This window comes from Methanoregula sp. (assembly GCF_002835825.1).
Taxonomy (GTDB): Archaea; Halobacteriota; Methanomicrobia; order Methanomicrobiales; family Methanospirillaceae; genus Methanoregula.
The window spans coordinates 1-17316 of the sequence record NZ_PIZH01000005.1; the positions used below are offsets into that span (position 1 = coordinate 1).

A 17316-nucleotide genomic window follows, 5' to 3' on the forward strand; every position below is an offset into this window, starting at 1 on the left:
GGGCCAGGCCTGTATCAATGGCCATTGTATGCAGGACTGCCCGGCCGGCAAAACCGCGTGTGTCGAAGGGTGCTTCAACCTTGAAACCGATCCCGACCATTGCGGCATCTGCACCAATAACTGCCCGGCCGGCCTTGTATGTTCGAAGGGTCAGTGTGCACCACCACCAACAACTATCAACAGGGCGATATAATCATCGTCTGTCTGTCGGGTGATCACCCCTATGAATATATGGCCGGCAGGCCAATCTATGAAGCAGTGACCACAGCAATACTTGGCGGGGGCCTGACCGGCCTGACTCTTGCCCGGCTCCTGCATGAGCGGGGAGAAGAGGTTATTGTCCTTGAAGCGGAACCGGCACCTGGCGGACTCTGTCGTTCCGTGAAAAAAGATGGATTCACCTTCGATATCGGAGGATCCCATATCATATTTTCCCGCGATACAGAAGTGCTCGCGTTCATGCGAAGAATGATTGAAGGGAACGAACAGCGGAACAACCGGAATACGAAAATCTTCTACAAGGGAACGTTCGTCAAGTACCCGTTCGAGAACGGGCTCTATGAACTTCCCATGGAAGACCGGTTCCTCTGCATTAACGGGTTTGTCCAGAACCTGATCGCTGTTGAAAGAGGAGAGGGAGAAAAACCCGGCAACTTCCGCGAATGGATATATCACACGTTCGGGCCCGGCATAGCAGAATGTTACATGGTGCCGTATAATGAGAAGATCTGGAAATATCCCACAGAGAAGATGTCTCTCCACTGGGTTGACGGACGCATCCCCCGACCCCCGGTTGAGGACATCATTAAATCGGCCATCGGGATCGAGACCGAAGGTTATACCCACCAGGCTGTCTTCTCCTACCCTCTTGACGGGGGAATCGAGGCACTCATACGATCGATTGCGCAACCCATTGAGAAGTGCATCCGCAACGGATTCTGCATCACATCTGTCAGGAAGTCAGATACTGCATGGCTGATCAGCAATGGCAGCGAAACCATCCATGCAGACAAGGTAATCTGTACAATCCCTCTCCAGCACCTGCTTCCCTGCCTCGACAATATCCCGGCAGATATCAGAGCTGCATGCAACGCCCTTGTGTACAATTCCATCGCATGCATCACCATTGGAATAAAAGGACCGCTCCCTCCAATCTCCTGGATGTACATTCCGGATAAGAAACTCGGGATGACCAATCGGCTCTCCTTCCCTTCAAACTTCAGCCGGCACGCAGCACCGGAAGGGTGCAGTTCTATCCTTGCCGAGATAACCTACCAGCCGGGTGACGAAGTTGCGATGCTACCCGATGCAGCGCTGATCGAAGAGGTGACACATATGCTGGAAGAGATGGGGATCTGCACACGTGACCGGGTTGTCTTCAGTGCCGTTGAACGCCAGCCTTTCGCGTATGTTGTCTACGATCTTGCGTACCAGAAAAATATCGCGATTGTCAAGGAATATTGCACAAACGCCGGGATCCCGCTCGTGGGGCGGTTTGCCCAGTTCGAATACCTGAACATGGACGGCGTTATCCGGTCTGTTTTCGATTTCCTTGGAAAAGAAAGGGCCGGCTGACCCGTTCCGGCATCACCCTTATTATCCGCTGTGCCAAAAACCTAGGCAGGAGTCCTGTATCCCGATGATCTCAGTTGTCATCCCGACATTCAATGAAGAAGAGAATATTGCCCAGTGCCTTGTCTCGCTTACGCACCAGTCAATCCCGAGAAACGAGTACGAAATCATCGTTGTTGACGGCGGTTCAAAAGACAACACCTGCGAGATTGCAAAGAAGTACGCAGACCAGGTCTTTACCCAGACCAGCCGTAAAGTCGGAGGCGCCCGGAACGATGGCGTCATGGCGGCCAAAGGGGACATCATTGCCACAACTGATGCCGACTGCATCCTCCCCCCGGCATGGATCAAGCGGATTGCCGATGACTTTGCGGCAGACCCCGGGCTTGTTCAACTCTATGGCCCGGTCTACCCGATTGAAGAGGGGCTCCGGAACAAGTTCTCCCTCTTCCTTGCCAACACCTTCTCGCGGATCGGCTATTACAGCCGGACGTTCTATTATACACTGGGGTGCAACACCGCATTCCGGAAAGACGCATTTGTCAGGGCAGGCGGGTACCGCTGCATTGACGCGGGCGACGATCTTGAGATCGCGATGCGGTTGAACGATCTCGGGAAGGTGAAATTTGATGGCCGGCTCAAGGTCGGGTTCTCGATGCGCCGTTACCAGCAGTTCGGGACCCTCCAGTCGCTGTACGAATGGGTCTACATCGTTGCAGATGGCGGGGAGACCGACAAGTACTCCTATACCCGGAAAGATTACAAGGGATAACAGCCGGGAAAATAATTTTGAAAATGATCTCCAATCCTGACACCATTCCGGAGAATGACACCATCCAAATCAGGATCCGGGAATTCAATGACAGCGAATTCGCCCGCCTCCTGGGGATAGTAATCGAGGAAGCACGGGACGGTTACGCGCGGGTTACCATGGACTGCACCGGAAAAGCAAACCCGTCCGGGGTAGTTCATGGCGGGGCGATTGCGTCCCTTGCCGACCAGGCATTCGGAATTGCCGAGAACTGTGCCGGAATCCACCGCGTTGCCGTCTCTATCCATATTCAGTACCTTGTTCCGGGAACCGGGCAGCTCGTTGCCATTGCAGAACGCGTCTCCGATAACGGCGCCTGCGACACCTGCCGGGTGCTCGTGTATGATGGTGACCGGATTATAGCCGAGTTCGCCGGGGTCGCTTTCCGGGTCAACTGACAATTGCATCAGTTTTTCACACACATCCTTTTTTCTTTCCGGCAGCTCATATCCCATTATGACCGCCGAACAGAATGCAATATTGGCCGTTGCCGACCTGATGGCCCTTGCTGCCCGCACAGCCCCGAAGGGCAAAGGCGAGGATACCCTGGAGATCCGCGTACTTGACAAGAAGGCAACAAAAAAACTTTCCACAAGGCTTGAAAAGATTGGCGAAGAGATGCACATTGGGTTCTTCATCCGCGATGCAAAGAACATTGCTGCATCCGATGCCTGTGTCGTGATTGCTTCACGCGGGGACACGATCGCCGGCATCAACTGCGGGGGATGCGGATATGCCACCTGTGCCGCCCTGGAGAAGGCAAGGAAAGCGAAGAAGAAGGATGGTCCATTCTTTGAAGGTCCTAATTGCGTCATCCGCATGGCGGACCTCGGGATTGCAGTCGGCTCTGCAGTGAAGACCGCCCAGATCCACAATGCCGATAACCGGATCATGTACTCCGGAGGGGTTGCGGCCCGTGATCTTGGGCTCGTGCCAGAAGACTGCACGGTTGCCTACGCGATCCCGCTTTCGGCAACCGGCAAAAACATCTTCTTTGACCGGCCCTCCTCACGCTGACCTGCGGGAAATACTCTGCCAGGGGATATGCCCCATTGCGTCGCGAGTGGTGCAATGAGGCTCATTTAACCCGGTATTTGGTACCCGTGCACCAATCCACACGCGAATACGAAACCTTATGCGCCGGATGTAACAAAGGGGATCTGATACCCATGGCGATTATGAAGATACGAGGGGGCGATCTCGACCTCGTTGAATACGAGTTCGCTACCTTCGCACCCGGCAAGAACCTCAAGACCCTCGGACTTGAGAAGAAAAAATTCTCCCTTCGGCCCATACGGGAGAAGGTACATGTCAGGGCGCCTGCCCGGATCCACCTTACCGTCCTTGACATGAACCGTTTTGCGCCAAACCACCCGGGAGGCGGGGGCATCGGTTTTGCAATCCAGTGTTACTGTACCGCGGAAGTCCGGTGCACGAAGAAGGCAATCACTATCGACTACAACCGGGCTCCCATCATCGAGAACTTCATCCAGGTCTTCCGGAAGGCAACCGGATACAAGGGAGGGTTCTCGGTAAAAGTCACTGACCACGAACACAAACATGTGGGTCTCGGCTCCACGAGCACCGTCATGATCGCGGTCGCCACCGCCCTCAATGAAGCCATTGGATCCCCGCTCACCGTAACCCAGCTCCGGCATCTCATCGGGCACAACTATGTTGAAGAGACCGCAGATGGGAATATCGCATTCGGGTTTGAGACCGGTGTCGGCCCTGCCGTAAGCGTACATGGAGGAATGGCACTGATGGGGGACGAGCTCTCCCTTGTGTACCACCACGCCTTTGCCGAAGGGAAGAACGTGTACATCATCATCCCGCCAACAGACATCTCCTCGGCCGGTACGCAGGAATTCGACCTCCTGATGAACAAGGCACGGACACTCGATTACCGGGACCGGGAACTCAAGGCATACTTCTTCTTAATGGACCTTGTCCCGGCACTTGAACGCGATGACTTAAAAAAGATCGGGGAAGTCATCTGGGAGATCGAATTCCGGGGATCAAAACGGGCTGAAGTCGAGCACCACAGCTACGGCATCTACCATTACATGAATCTTTTACGGGAGAAAAAACTCGAATTCGTTGGCATGAGTTCCGTCGGGCCGTCTATCGCTGTTGTCACCGGCCTTGACAAAATCGCGATGAAGAAACTCATTGACCCCCTCGGCCTGAAGATTGCCATTGCCACTAAGGCTGACAATACCGGGCTGATCATCACCCGGTCCCCATAATTTATCGAATCTTTTTATCAGGCTTTTATCGCACGAAGCGGATGTCCGGGTAATGTTTGCCCGGTTCTATGCCCTGCGTTATGTCTGTATCATTGCGATTGTCGCACTCGTTGCCGGCTCCATCCTTATGTTTTTGTCCGGTGCATTGCATACCTATGAAGCCTACCAGGTCTTCTTTTTCGGTCACAGTATCATAATTCTGCCGGGTCACATGAGCGAGAACGCAGCCGCATCCGTTGCCCTCATCCAGGCGGTCAATGCATTCCTCTTTGAGTTTGTCGTCCTCATCTTCTCGGATGGGGCCTATACCTAATTTATCAATCGTGAAGACGAGGCAGTGATGAAACTGTCAAGGCGGCTGCATACCGGGACAATCGGCCAGCTCAAGACCACGCTCGTGCAGGTCATCATGGTCATCCTCGCGGTAAACCTTCTCGAATACGCGGGTGTAGTCGGATCTGGATCGATCCGGTGGGAGACCCTTATCATCTCCGCCTCTATGCTCGGCCTTGCCCTTGCACTCAAACTGATGCACACCGGAAAGGAAGTCTGATCCAATCGCGTTTTTCACCTGCCAGGCGCCAGTAAAAATGCGTACGGATCCTTCACGGCCCTCCGTGAATAAATGACAATAGGAAAAACAGGGCAAGGAGAAGGGTGAGAGATCTGCACGTTGCGTTCACTGACGGGTATTGCCTGATTCCTTCTTCCGCTTCAGGTATGCTGCGACAAGATTACCGATAATAAAGATGATTGTTCCAAGGGAGAGCAGGATGACACCGATCATGAGAAGACTCATGTTCTCTTTCACAATGGAAAAGGTGCCAAGGTAATATCCTGCCAGTACAAGGCTGAAAGACCACGCGATTGCGCCAAGGACATTCCAGACGAGGAAACGGCGGTACTGCATTGTCCCTATGCCGGCGAGACAGGGGGCAAATGTCCTCACCATAGGTACGAACCGGGCTACGAAGATGGTTGCTCCCCCGTATTTCTCGAAAAATCCATTCGTCCGGTCAATATACTCTTTCCTGACAAGGTTCGGGTACCGCTCGCAGAAGAAACCGAGGCCGATGCGGTTGCCGATCCAGTAGTTGAAGGTATCACCAAGCACCGCACCGGCAATAATAATTCCAATAAGGGTCCAGAGATCCAATAAACCACTTGCGGCAGCCGCACCCCCGACAAAGAGCAGGCTGTCACCCGGTAAAAACGGCGTAACAATGAGGCCGGTTTCAAGGAAAATAATGACAAACAGGATAACATACGTCCAGATCCCGTATTCGCTGACAACAACAGGAAGCTGCTGATCAATGGTGAGGAGGATATGGAAGAGCGATTCAATCATATCTGTAATAGATATGCATCACGGTTCCACTTAAGGTCGGTGGTTGTTACAGGGTAGCGATGGGGAAACTACTTAACGGGTACCCAATAAAATCTCATTAACGGATTTCCCGTACTGTTCTCGTTCATCGCAGAACACGCCCGGCTCACTACTGAAAAGGAATACACCCATGACACAATATTGCAATTCCCCCGGCAGAATGGCAATTATCCTCCTCTGCATGACATTTGTTCTTATCATGCCAGTCCAGGCATTTACCGCTGATTCCCTGGATATCACAATTGCAAAAAATGGAGACGCTACCGCGGTCTTTCGGTTCACTCTTGAAGGGCTGATCGAGAATGCCATCCCCCAGTCCATGCTTGAGGAGCAGCTCATAAAGGGGCTTTCCTCCGGTTCCGAGCCGCCCACGCTCGTCTCAATGGACCGGTCCCGTGCCACCATTGTGTTAAAGAAGTTCGCAAATACCTATGACAACCCACAGGGAACCGACTACCAGACCAGTTCCATGGATTTCCGAAAGGCTGAAATCGCCCTCAAGGATTCTGCTGTGAGCAGTATTATTACAGCGGACTTCTCTCCGGAGACTGCAACCCTGATCTTCCCCGATGGATATGTCCGGACATTCACAAACATTGAATCGCTTCCCTCTATAACCCACACGGTTATCGACCCGGTGAAAGCAGCATCTGCGAAAGCCGCTCAAACAACAACCGGAATCCTGCCTGTAATCCCGGCCGTTGCCGCGCAAACCGGAACCCTCAACGTAACATCTCAGCCTGAAGGAGTCACAGTCTGGATCGATGGGACAAACTATGGTAATACACCCGCAGTTTTCCCCGGCATTCCGGCAGGAGAACACACGCTCACCTTTAAAAAAGAGGGGTATACCCCGGTAACAAAAGAAGTTAATCTCAATGACGGGATGACAATCCGGCTCTCAGTATACCTTGCGCCTGCAGAGCCCACGCCCACACAATCTCCTGTCGGTGCACTTGCTGCAGGGGTTGCCATTGCCCTTTGTCTTGCCCTCTGGGCAGCAAGGAAACGGTAATCCTCCCACTTCTTTCTTCCATCCATGGGCAGGCCTGCCAAAGGATCCGGTGCTTTCAACCCATGAAAGAATGCTCTGCTGATTTCGCTGACAATGCAATAATCTTTGTAATCTGAAGCAGAATCCGCCAAAGCAGAATCCGAAGTCCTGTTCCCCATACCAGACATCTCGGATTTCCATGGAGAAAATAACGAAAAACTAAAAAAAAGAGCGCGGTTCAGTCCTTCCTGCAGAGGAGGAGCAGGACTGCGCCAATTATCGCTATCCCGGCAACGACAGGGGTCATTGATGACTTTGGTGTTGGTGTCACATGGGTCAGGGCCGCCGAAACCGTGCTGACTGCCCCACTGTTCACCTGGGTCGAGACCGAATATTCCTGGTACCCGTCCAGTTTCATAGATACCGTGTGGGTCCCGGCTGTGACATCCGGCAGGGTGAGCGGTGAAATCCCGACAAAAGCATTGTCAAGGAAAACATTCGCACCAGCCGGGGTTGAGGTAACGGTGAGGCCACCGGTACCAGTGGGGGTTGTGGTTGGCTGGAGGAGCGCACTCACTTCAGTCACAGTATTTGATGACACCGAGACCGTTGCAGAGTACTGATGGTAGCCGGGGCGGTTTAGGACCACGGCATGTGTTCCGGTAGCGATATTGTTCAGGTGCAGGGAGCCTGATGCCGGGGTCTCGCCCATGATGGTCCCGTCAAGGGTTACCGATGCCCCACCGGGACTCGAAGAAACATAGATCCAGCCGGTTGTGGAGGATGGCATCGGGTTCAGTGTGGCATCGATGGTCCGGGTGCCACCCGCAGGCACATCAACCGTCGATTTCCAGTCATAATACCCGGCATGATCGACTTCCAGGATATGGGTACCGGCAGCGATGTTGCTGATCGTGAGAGGTGTGGTTCCCTTATATACGGCATCAAGGAAAATGCTGGAGCCGGTGGGCGCGGATATCACGTACAGCGAACCGGTTGTTACGTGAGGTGTCAGCGGGCAGTGGACGGTTGTCTGTATCCCGGATGAGACATAGGCCGTGGTCGAATAATCCTGGTAGCCGGATTTCTCTGCCCGTATTGTATAACTCCCGGGCCAGACATCGGCAATTGTCAGGGGTGAGAGGCCGCGATAGTCACCATTGAAATAGATCTCCGCACCGGATGGCTGGGAACTCACAAAGATGGAGCCGTACCGTACCGGGGTCGGGGTCACTACCGGGTTTAAGGTTGTGTAAACTGTCGTTGTCTGGCCTTTTCCGGGCATGGTGAGGGCGGCTGTGTCAGTCGTATACCCGCTCTTCTCTACTTTTGCCGTGGAATAGGGAGCCCCGGTCGTGTACACAACGGCAGTGTACGACCCGCCGCTGATCTCTCCCATATACTTACCGTCAAAGTAAACGGAAGCACCATCCACATTACAATAAACCGTTATCCATCCTTCATCGCCGCCAAGACCGGTTGCACCGGGAATGCAGCTTAACAGGATCAGAGAAATAATGCACAGAATCAGGGATGTCTTCTTCATAGGAATTCTCCTGTGAGGGAAGATGGGTGCGGATACCATAAAAATGATCTACGCAAGGAAGATATCATGCTGGCTTTGAAAACAGGCAGGCAATCTCGGAACGGGGATACTCTCTCCCCCGGACGCGGAGCGCCCATTCAATATGCTCAACAGATTGGAGAGTATATTCCGTAAAGATCCTGGTCACTTCCGGTTCCGTGAAATACCGGGTCATGATACCGTTTCCCCGGAAATAGGTTGCCCGTCCGGTTTCCTTACCGTTACCACAGCGGAAATCCTGCTGAGAAAAGACCACCACGTATATGCTTCCACCCGGTCGGAGCACCCGATCTATCTCCCAGGAGATATGCTGCAGACCATCAAGAGGAGAATGACCCAGCAGGTGGATGGCTGTCACCGCATCAAACGAACTGTTCCGGAAGGGGAGCCGGATGGCGTCTGCGACAACCAGATCCGCTGGTGCCCTATTTCCTGCTGCATTTCGGGCAAGAGAGAGCGCAGCAGGAGAGAAATCGGCAGCAGTCACACGCCAGCCCGAATTCAGCATTGCGACAAGGGATTTGCCATCCCCGCAACCAAGATCAAGGACACGCGTCCCGGAAGAGAAGGCTGGCAGCTTCCTCGGCGAACCACCGTACAGTCGTCCCTTCTTCCGGTAGTCTGCTTCCCAGGATGCCTGCTGCGATTCTCTGTTCACCGGCATTGTTGTGTCCTCTTCATTGTCAGGGTAATGACCGCTTCCTGCGGGCTGCCAGCCATGACGGGACGTTCCTTGCTGTCAGTGCCGGGGAAAATACTCAGGTTTGCCCGGGATATAGACAGCGGCCGCATATTCCTCGATGAAATCGGCATCCACCAGCAGGTCGATATAGACCATCCTCCGGGCAATGTCCGCTGCCTTATCTCTCACGTTTCGCGAGAGGAGCGCTGCACATGCACCCGAAAGGGAGCCGTTCCCGATCCCTTTGATAGTGGCCTGAACAAAGTCAGGAATTATCCCGAACTCCACAATCTTCTTTGTGTCCGCATATGCCCCGAATGCACCGGCAAGGAAGACGTGGCGGATATCGGCAATGCCGACACGGTACTTGTTCATCAGCACTCCTATTGCCCCGCATGCGGCAGCTTTGGAGTCGATGAGGTAGGCCATGTCGTTTTTCGTAATCAGGATATCCTGCCCGGTCGCGGTCTTCTCGCCAGCAACCAGGACATACTCCGGACCATCAGGCCCATCCCGCACACCGGGTTTTCCGGAAACGATCCTACCGGTGAAGTCAAGGATTCCCGCTGCTACCAGGGCCGCAGCCGCATCGATGATCCCGGACCCGCAGATCCCCCGGGGCTTTACGCCACCGATTGTCGTGTATGCAACAATACCTGAAGCAGGGTCAATGATCACATGGTCAATTGCCCCGCTCATGGCCCGCATGCCGGATGAGATACCGGCTCCTTCGAACGCCGGCCCGGAAGCGCACGAGACCGAAGCCATCCAGTCCGCGTTGCCCAGGATCACTTCGCCATTTGTCCCGAGATCGATTACCATCGAGAGTTCGCCGGAACGATTCATGCCGGACGTTATAACATCTCCCACGGCATCGCCCCCGACAAAACGGCTCACATCGGGAAGGCAGAAAACGCGTGCAGCGGGATTGATCGCGATGCCCAGCGCCCCGGCCATCACAATGCGGGGCTCACGCGGGATCTCGACAGTTACGAGTTCAAGCGGGGATGGATCACGCCCGTGAAGGAGCCAGGCCATGACAGTGTTGCCGGCAATACAGGCATCACAGATATCTTCGGCATCGATGGTGGACGTTTTCGTGAGCTGCCGGATAACTGCGTTGATACTGTCAATTGCAGCCGACTGTAGCTTTTTTAGCCCGGCTTCCTTTTTTGCCAGGGCAATGCGGGTGAGAAGCTCTTCCCCATGGGTGATCTGCTGGTTGAGGACAGATGACTCGGCACAGACCCGGCCGGTGTTCAGGTCAACGAGAACGCCGACAACTGTCGTTGTACCGAGATCGATCGCAAGCCCGTAATTCCGGGCAGTTGTATCTCCATTCTCGATACGAATCACTTCCGGGAACCTGTCAGAGCGCGTGACGGTAATGGTACAGGCTTCGTGGGAAGTGGTAATCCGCTGCAGCTGGTCCCGGGTCATGTGGGGCCGGGGGCCCCGGTAACCTTCGAGCTGGATCGAACGGTGAGCAAGGTTATGGCTGTCCGTATGCGTGATGGCGATCCGGTGTTTTGTCACCGCCGGGTCAATCTTGCTGACAGATTCATGATGATTCTGTAGGATCTTCGGGGAATCTGTCCGGCTCTCTATAGGGATGATGAACTCGCAGTCTCCAAGAACATGGGTCTGGCAGGCCCGGCAGTAGTTCTTCTGGACTTCCTGCTCTGTGAGCCCGCGAAGTGCTGCCGGGGCATGTGCATCGCAGTCCCCCCGCACATGGATGACTTTGCACTTGTTGCACTCACCTTTTCCCCCGCAGATACTCTCAACTAGAATGCCCGCAGACCGGATAGCAGAAAGGACGGTGGTGCCCGGTACTACCGTTGCGGTTTTTCCCATGGGGAAAAAAACGACCTGGCAGGAACCCGTCATATCAGACACCGCTGGCGGGTGACAACGGGTTGCCCCACAGGTAATGGATCACGGTAACGAGCATAGGTTTTTTTATGGCCGGGATCATGTCGATCAACGTTCCACGGGCCAGCGATCGCGGAGGAACTGCGAGATCCCCGACGAGTCCTTGGGTCCGACCAGGATCTTCCAGCCCGTTGCTTCCTCGGTCTCCCCGCTCAGACGTGCAGCGAGTCCCGGGATGATCAGGGTGGTATGGCTCACAAACCCTGCAACATTGTTTTCCTTGAGTGCCTGAGCAATTCCCTCGGCAGTGAAATTCCGGCCGGCAACGGCGCTCTCGACACTGAGACCTCCCGTGTCTGCGACGATGAGATAGCAGTCAAGGTTCGCCGATTTGATGTCGGACTCGACCGTGAAATAGGTCAGGGCATAGTTGGTGGTGATGAGCACCGGTGATGTGGCATCAGGCCGGCCGAACGTCCGGACACCGGATTCGACAGATACCGGTTTCCGGGGATCGGTATAGAGGTTGAACCGCCAGATGAGCTGTGGAAGGAGCACCCAGCCGTCAAGGCTGTGCATGATGAGAAGGTCGGAATAACGCGAGATGAGCATGGAAGCCGTGATCGCCTCCCGCCACTTGAGGACATCCTCGGAGAGCTCGCTGCCGGCCCAGACCGTGAGCGGGACACCGAGGAGCGGGAAGCCGAAGAGATCGTCAAACTGCTTTGTAGCAGCGGTACGGATGGCCGTGAAATTGGCAATGGTATCGCCCAGACCATCGTCAGGGAAGGTACCAGGATCGAGGACAAGGTCGCGAATACCGCAGGCAAGCAGGGTTGCGACAAGGGACCGGAGCAGTGCAAGGTCATTCGGGGCAAAGACCGCAAGCGGGGCATTGTGGGCAAGGGCAAGATCCGCCATCTCCTTCCAGTTCCTTTCCGTAGCTGCATAGATGAGAGGGCGGCGGCCTTTTACAGCCTCAAGACCGGCAGACATGACCCGTGCGTCCAGTGCACAGAGGATGAGCGGGAACCGGCTGGCCGATGAAACGGTCTTCACGGTACTCCGGAACGTTTCCGGGTCGTTTGAGACCGAGCGGACGGCAATGGCATTGAGCGTCAGCTTCCGGCCAATGTAATTGTACGAAAAGTCCCCGATTCTGCGGACACGCTCAATGAGTTCCTCTTCCGGCATCAGGTCATTCACATCAATGGCTATCGGCGTCGCGTTATGGTACGTGAAGTCATGGCGCTGCAGCACGTATTTTCCCCCGACATCCATGGCATAATCACCGGTGCCGATGGTAACCGTCCGGACAGGGGGAGCAAGAAGGAGTTCGAGTTTCTCCCGTTGCCCCGAGTATTCCTCCGTATGGACCGGGGGACAGTCAGCAAGGAGGAGTTCTCCGTTGACAAGCCGCGTGGCATAAGCCATGCAGTTTGCCTCGCCGCATTCCGCACAGTTGGTCCGGGGGAGCAGCTTGTACACATCTATCGGGCTGATCTCGCGGATGCTCTTTTTCTTCTTAGGTGGTGCTGCGGTCATAGGCGCACCCCCACCCAGTCGGCAATCTGCCCGGGATGGGCTGTCCCGACAGCCGGAAGTCGCGGGACTATCTCCCGCAGGGTCAGGACTGCTGCGGGGTGCATCATCAGGAAAAGGTCCACGCCGGCAAGAAGCAGCGTGAGCGCATTGACGGTCTCCCAGACCGGCCCGCGGAGCTGGCGGGAACCATATTCCGGTGCCATCTTCATCCATGCTTCGCGGGCAGCCCAGGCATTGGTAGCGGCGGAGATGGTCGGGTGGGCAAGTTCAGTGTCCCCCATGAGTGCAGCATATCTCGCCCGTTCATGAATGGTGAAGGAGTACTCGAGGCCATAACCGAGAGCAACCGTAGTCAGGTCCATGACAATCTGCTCAGCGGGAATGTACTCGTACAGGCGGCGGTTGAGCTCCTTTGCATTGTTCAGGTCAAGGCCGGTGAACGCCAGAAGGGCATGCCCGTGGTCGCGTGCTGCGGTGGCAACCCGTTCAAGGGTCCCGGCTTCGGCCATGTCAAGTGTCACCGAGTTGATGAGCAGCCGTTCGCCTTCCGCCATCTCGGCAACAGCGGAGAAGACTTCGGCATCTTTTTTCGGATCGCCGCACCCGCCGATGATGAGCGGGACATCGACTGCCTGGAGCACATCTTCGACCGTTTTCACTGCTACCGAGGCCGGTGAATCGCGAAAGAGCGGATCGGTGCTGGTCAGGTGGACCGTCACCACATCAGCGCCAAACTTCTTCACGTTCATCTTCGCCCATTCGGCAGGGTCTTCGATGACATCAGTCACATTTTCCCGGAGTACTCTTGGAAGAGTTACCGGCATATCAAAGACATCGAGCGAGATGACCGGAGAATGGACCGGGGGCCGGGCCGGGTCCGAGTAGGCCGGGGCTGTTGCACCGCCAATGGTAATGGACCGGCAGCGGCTTCCTCCTTCGGATTTTGTTGCACCCAGGCGCACTTCGCGAATCCGGCCGGGGAAATCGGAACTTGTCCTTGCATAGGACTCGCGTATCAGGTCCGTGAGTTTTACGACGGGTTGAACAGGTGCAGGAGGTACTGTGGGGGCAGCTGGTGCAGGCGTGCTTCCGGACAGGGGGATGAAGAGATCGAGATCGCCGATCTCCATCGAAAAATGCTCTAGCTCAACCTGGCTGACACCCTTTAAGAGTTCGCGAAGCTGCGGGGCAAGGGCGAAGAGCTGCGCTGCATCGATCGGGGGAGTGCTGTTCTCACTGTTTCTGCGTGCCATGGCGCTCACCTCCCGGGCGAATCGGCTGGATAATCACTTTTTCGGCCGTGATTCTCGCGTTCTTGAGGATGATCCGGAACCCTCCGGCGTTGAGCGGGATGTCGCGTCCCGAAAGAATACTGACTTCCTGCCGACCAGGCGTCATGCCACTTTCATCAGCGGGAGTCTCCTCTTCCCACCGCTTCGTTACCGGGTGATTATGGGACTGAAGGAACGACCGCAGTTCCTCAAGTGTCTTTGCATCCTGTTCGGTGGCAATCGCCCCGTACACGGACTCCGGGATGAACGATTTTAAGCGTTCCTTTGTCTCCTGCGGCATCCAGACCACGCGATCATACCCGCCATCCGCGGCCATGAACTTTTGTGAGCGCATGTACTCAAGGGATATGCCGTGGAAACCATCGACCTGCCGTCCCCCGGCAGTTGAATCTGCCATGGTGGAGAAAGGAAGACCGTTCACGGTCACGTCCCGGAATCCGCGGAGGACAATGCCAAAGCCGTCAACTTCCGGGATATAGAATGCGATGCCCTCAAAACACCCGCAGGACGTGTGGGGGTAACCGAATGCAGAGTAGAGGTAGACCCTGCTCACCTCGCCCATGGAGCGCTGCTTTGCACTCTCGTTCACGCCATAATATTCTCCCTTCTCCACATCGATACACGAGCCTTTTTCAATCGCATAGATCGGCCCCTTAGGATCGACCCCGGCTGCGGCGCGCCCGTCGAACCAGCTGATGGCCCCGCAGTTGGCATAGCGCTGGGGGGTGATGACACAGACATGCGTAGGAGCAAACGACTGGCAGAGTGCGCAGCCATAAAAGACATCGACATCGTCATCGGAAAGTCCCCGGGCGCGGGCATCGCGGGCCTCATAGGTCTTCATGGCCTCTTCATAGTGGGGTTTGATGAGGGCAGGGTCCGTGATGAACGTGATCTGGATCTTCTCGATGAGGGGCAGTTCCTTCCGATAGAGATCGACCATCACCTCGCCGATAAAGCGGAGGGAGGTTAGACCTTTCTTAAAGGCTTTCTTCGAGAGCCGTATCCAGATGTCGTACCGCTGGTTGAGGTGCATGAAGCCCTCGATATAGTTACAGTATTCATGGATCCGGCGTTCGACAACCCCTTCAAGGTCAGGCTCAAGCCGGGCACCGGCGATCTCCACGATAATGCCCAGCGGGTAATGCTTCCCCTCGGCCATGTCCGCGATGTCCGGGCCGTTGATGAGGATCTTCCCGTCTTCGACATCGCCAGCCGGGCGGACACGGACAATCTCAAACTTCTCCGGCTCCTGCGGGCCGCCCAGTTCCACCTGCATGTCGTTCTTCCGGACACGCTCCCCTTCATGAACAAGACCCACTTCCACCGGGATATTCTCAAACATGGTATGCTCCGCGCCCTAGTCCCCGAGATTCTCGACAATACCCTTCAGGTTCGCTGCCCAGTCTTTTATAGTACTATTCGGGAACGACCAGCTTGCGTTGGGCTGGTACACGCAGTCGAAGGTCATGGTCTTGACGTTCGGCGCAAAATGCTTGAGCCCGGAGAGAATTGTCCATTCCATGGAGTACGGGAGGCCGACAAAGATGGCAAGATCGTACGGCTCTTTCCCGTCAAGGCCTTTCCATTCCGGGTCGGTAAGCCGGCTGCTGATCTCAACCGCGGACATGATTGCTGCTGGTTCGAACTCGCGGGAAAGGAACTCGCGGTTGGTGCTTGCCGACACAACGACCGGGATACCTGCCTTCCGTGCAAGGGCAATCAGGCATTCTATCATCGGTTTCCCGTCAACCTCATATTCGACGATGCCATGACCCACGATCATGATCGGGCGTTTTGCGCGGCTGATCAGGGCATCGGCAATATCCGGCTTGAGGATGAGCGAGGCTTTTTTGGGGCCTGCGATCTCAGCTGTCTGCCAGGCATCCGTCATTGGCATGGTCAGGTCACCTTCCGTGAATGCACCATGCGGGAGAGGAGCGTGGGATCCGGGATTGCCGACTCTTTCCAGTCATGCTCAGCGAGGTGGGCATCCACCTCGTCCTTCATGGTCAGGGGAATGTCGGCGGGCGTCCGGACAAGGCGGTATACATCCGCGGGAATACCGCCAACGTGACGCTTGTGGAGATCGATATAATTGGCCAGCTTGTTTGCCCGCCCCTTGCTCGTGTCGTTCGGGCGCATGGTGAGCTTTGCGATCATAATCATTGCCTCCTCCTTGGTCTCGGCTGCAATGAAGAGGTGCTCGGGAACGGGGCCACCGTACACGCTCTCACCGGTCCGGGCATCATGCACCATCCAGTTGCTGTCGCGGTCAGCCCGGCCAAGCAGCATACGCCGGTATTTTGTCCCGTGCGGGCCGACAATGACCGGGATACCCAGCCGCCAGAAACCCGCGGCAATCGATGCGGCCTTCTGGGACATAGCACCCCATGCAACGCCAACAGCACCGACCCGGTTGTACACATAATCGGCAATCTCCTCGTAATTTCCCCGCAGGGGGCGTTTGGCAAAGATACTGGCAATCTTGATCGCCGCACCGGCTATATGGGCGTTAGAGACACAGGAACCCACATTGACGACCCCCCCGGCCTCGAACGCGCCGGAGAACTGCTCGTACACGGTCTTTCCCTCATCGTTGCGGTACATACCGGCCGACATTGCAGCGCACCCGGATGTGCAGACAATATAGCGCCGTTTCGCAAACTCTGCAACCATCTCGGCCACCTCCCGCGAGCCTTTCGGGAAATTGGCACAGCCGACAAAGGCAACGACACCGGGGATCTCGCCGAGAACGATAGGCCCGCCTACCTTCCGGATCTCGATATCCTGGATAGCCCCGCGCCCGGTCCTTAGACAGTAGGTCTCATCACGGGTCTGCTTTTCCGCTGCGGCAACAATGAGCGTATGGACAGGGAGTTTCTGCTTACAAGCAGACTCGCACCGGCCGCAGCCAAGGCAGTCGTCATAGAGCTCGTCCAGGCCGGAAAAATTTCCCGATGCAGCCAGTTTGACAGCCTGTGCCACCGGCAGGTCATTGGGGCAGGCGCGCCGGCACTGCATGCAGAGGGTGCATTTCTTTGCCATCTCGGCTATCTGGTGTTTTGTTGGGATGCTCCCGTGCTTCTTTCTCTTTGGGTGGACCAGCATGGCAACGCGGGATGCGACCTCCCCGACCTTCTCCGGATCAAGGATAAGTGCCCCGGTAATGTCCCCGCGGATAAAGGCAGCAACGATCGCTTCTGCCGATTCGTTCGTCATGTCTGGCAGGCCAAGGCAGTTCTTCTCGCTCGTAGCGATGAGCGGGGTGTGGATCTTCTCAGCTTCTGTCAGTGTATCAGTCCGGATGCACTGCTCGTCGAC

General features: G+C 55.7%; 15 protein-coding genes and 2 pseudogenes. 8 read left to right on the top strand and 9 right to left on the bottom strand.

The features are described 5' to 3' along the window. The 7 genes and pseudogenes from CW742_RS00440 to CW742_RS15425 form a co-directional block, all read left to right on the top strand. A pseudogene (locus CW742_RS00440) lies at positions 1-193 on the top strand (hypothetical protein); the annotation flags it as partial. Positions 194-231: 38 nt separating this feature from the next. Further along, on the top strand, positions 232-1575 hold the full coding sequence (locus CW742_RS00445; protein ID WP_292415449.1) for an NAD(P)/FAD-dependent oxidoreductase: 1344 nt from the start codon (positions 232-234) through the stop codon (positions 1573-1575). A 64-nt stretch (positions 1576-1639) separates the two neighbouring features. Then, entirely contained in the window at positions 1640-2344 is a 705-nt protein-coding gene (locus CW742_RS00450) for a glycosyltransferase family 2 protein (protein WP_292415450.1), read from the top strand. Between the two features lie 23 nt (positions 2345-2367). Beyond that, positions 2368-2781 (top strand): PaaI family thioesterase, encoded by a 414-nt coding sequence (locus tag CW742_RS00455; RefSeq protein WP_292415451.1) that lies wholly within the window; start codon positions 2368-2370, stop codon positions 2779-2781. A gap of 58 nt (positions 2782-2839) precedes the next feature. Continuing rightward, entirely contained in the window at positions 2840-3400 is a 561-nt protein-coding gene (locus CW742_RS00460) for a ferredoxin domain-containing protein (RefSeq protein WP_292415452.1), read from the top strand. A gap of 152 nt (positions 3401-3552) precedes the next feature. Then, on the top strand, positions 3553-4632 hold the full coding sequence (locus CW742_RS00465) for a GHMP kinase (protein WP_292415453.1): 1080 nt from the start codon (positions 3553-3555) through the stop codon (positions 4630-4632). A 52-nt stretch (positions 4633-4684) separates the two neighbouring features. Next, positions 4685-5185: pseudogene (locus CW742_RS15425) on the top strand (YqhA family protein). 126 nt (positions 5186-5311) lie between these two features. On the opposite strand, the gene CW742_RS00480 reads toward CW742_RS15425, so the two are convergent. Further along, positions 5312-5980 (bottom strand): VTT domain-containing protein, encoded by a 669-nt coding sequence (locus CW742_RS00480; protein WP_292415456.1) that lies wholly within the window; start codon positions 5978-5980, stop codon positions 5312-5314. A 199-nt stretch (positions 5981-6179) separates the two neighbouring features. Here CW742_RS00480 and CW742_RS00485 point away from each other — a divergent pair, with 199 nt between their 5' ends. Next, positions 6180-7034 carry a PEGA domain-containing protein gene (locus tag CW742_RS00485; RefSeq protein ID WP_292415457.1) on the top strand — a complete coding sequence of 285 codons (855 nt, stop codon included), beginning with the start codon at positions 6180-6182 and terminating at the stop codon, positions 7032-7034. Positions 7035-7251: 217 nt separating this feature from the next. Here the strand turns inward: CW742_RS00485 and CW742_RS00490 are convergent, their stop codons facing one another. From CW742_RS00490 to CW742_RS00525, 8 genes are all read right to left on the bottom strand, one after another. Continuing rightward, positions 7252-8559 carry a PEGA domain-containing protein gene (locus CW742_RS00490; RefSeq protein ID WP_292415458.1) on the bottom strand — a complete coding sequence of 436 codons (1308 nt, stop codon included), beginning with the start codon at positions 8557-8559 and terminating at the stop codon, positions 7252-7254. Between the two features lie 64 nt (positions 8560-8623). Further along, positions 8624-9262: a class I SAM-dependent methyltransferase gene (locus tag CW742_RS00495; protein WP_292415459.1), complete on the bottom strand. Its 639-nt coding sequence runs from the start codon at positions 9260-9262 to the stop codon at positions 8624-8626. 75 nt (positions 9263-9337) lie between these two features. After that, a complete protein-coding gene (locus CW742_RS00500; RefSeq protein WP_292415460.1) occupies positions 9338-11137 on the bottom strand; it encodes an ASKHA domain-containing protein in 1800 nt (599 codons plus the stop codon). Positions 11138-11263: 126 nt separating this feature from the next. Next, positions 11264-12700, bottom strand: coding sequence for an acetyl-CoA decarbonylase/synthase complex subunit gamma (acsC, locus tag CW742_RS00505; RefSeq protein ID WP_292415461.1), 1437 nt, complete (start codon positions 12698-12700; stop codon positions 11264-11266). Further along, positions 12697-13953, bottom strand: a complete 1257-nt coding sequence (gene cdhD / locus CW742_RS00510; protein ID WP_292415462.1) for a CO dehydrogenase/acetyl-CoA synthase subunit delta — start codon at positions 13951-13953, stop codon at positions 12697-12699. Before cdhD ends, acsC begins: the two co-directional genes overlap by 4 nt. Then, complete coding sequence (cdhC, locus tag CW742_RS00515) at positions 13934-15337, bottom strand: CO dehydrogenase/CO-methylating acetyl-CoA synthase complex subunit beta (protein ID WP_292415463.1); 1404 nt, start codon at positions 15335-15337, stop codon at positions 13934-13936. The genes cdhD and cdhC overlap by 20 nt, the downstream gene beginning before the upstream one ends. Before the next feature lie 15 nt (positions 15338-15352). Next, a complete protein-coding gene (gene cdhB / locus CW742_RS00520; RefSeq protein WP_292415464.1) occupies positions 15353-15892 on the bottom strand; it encodes a CO dehydrogenase/acetyl-CoA synthase complex subunit epsilon in 540 nt (179 codons plus the stop codon). Positions 15893-15894: 2 nt separating this feature from the next. Beyond that, positions 15895-17316 (bottom strand): 4Fe-4S dicluster domain-containing protein (locus CW742_RS00525; protein WP_292415465.1); only part of this gene is annotated, 1422 nt, incomplete at its 5' end.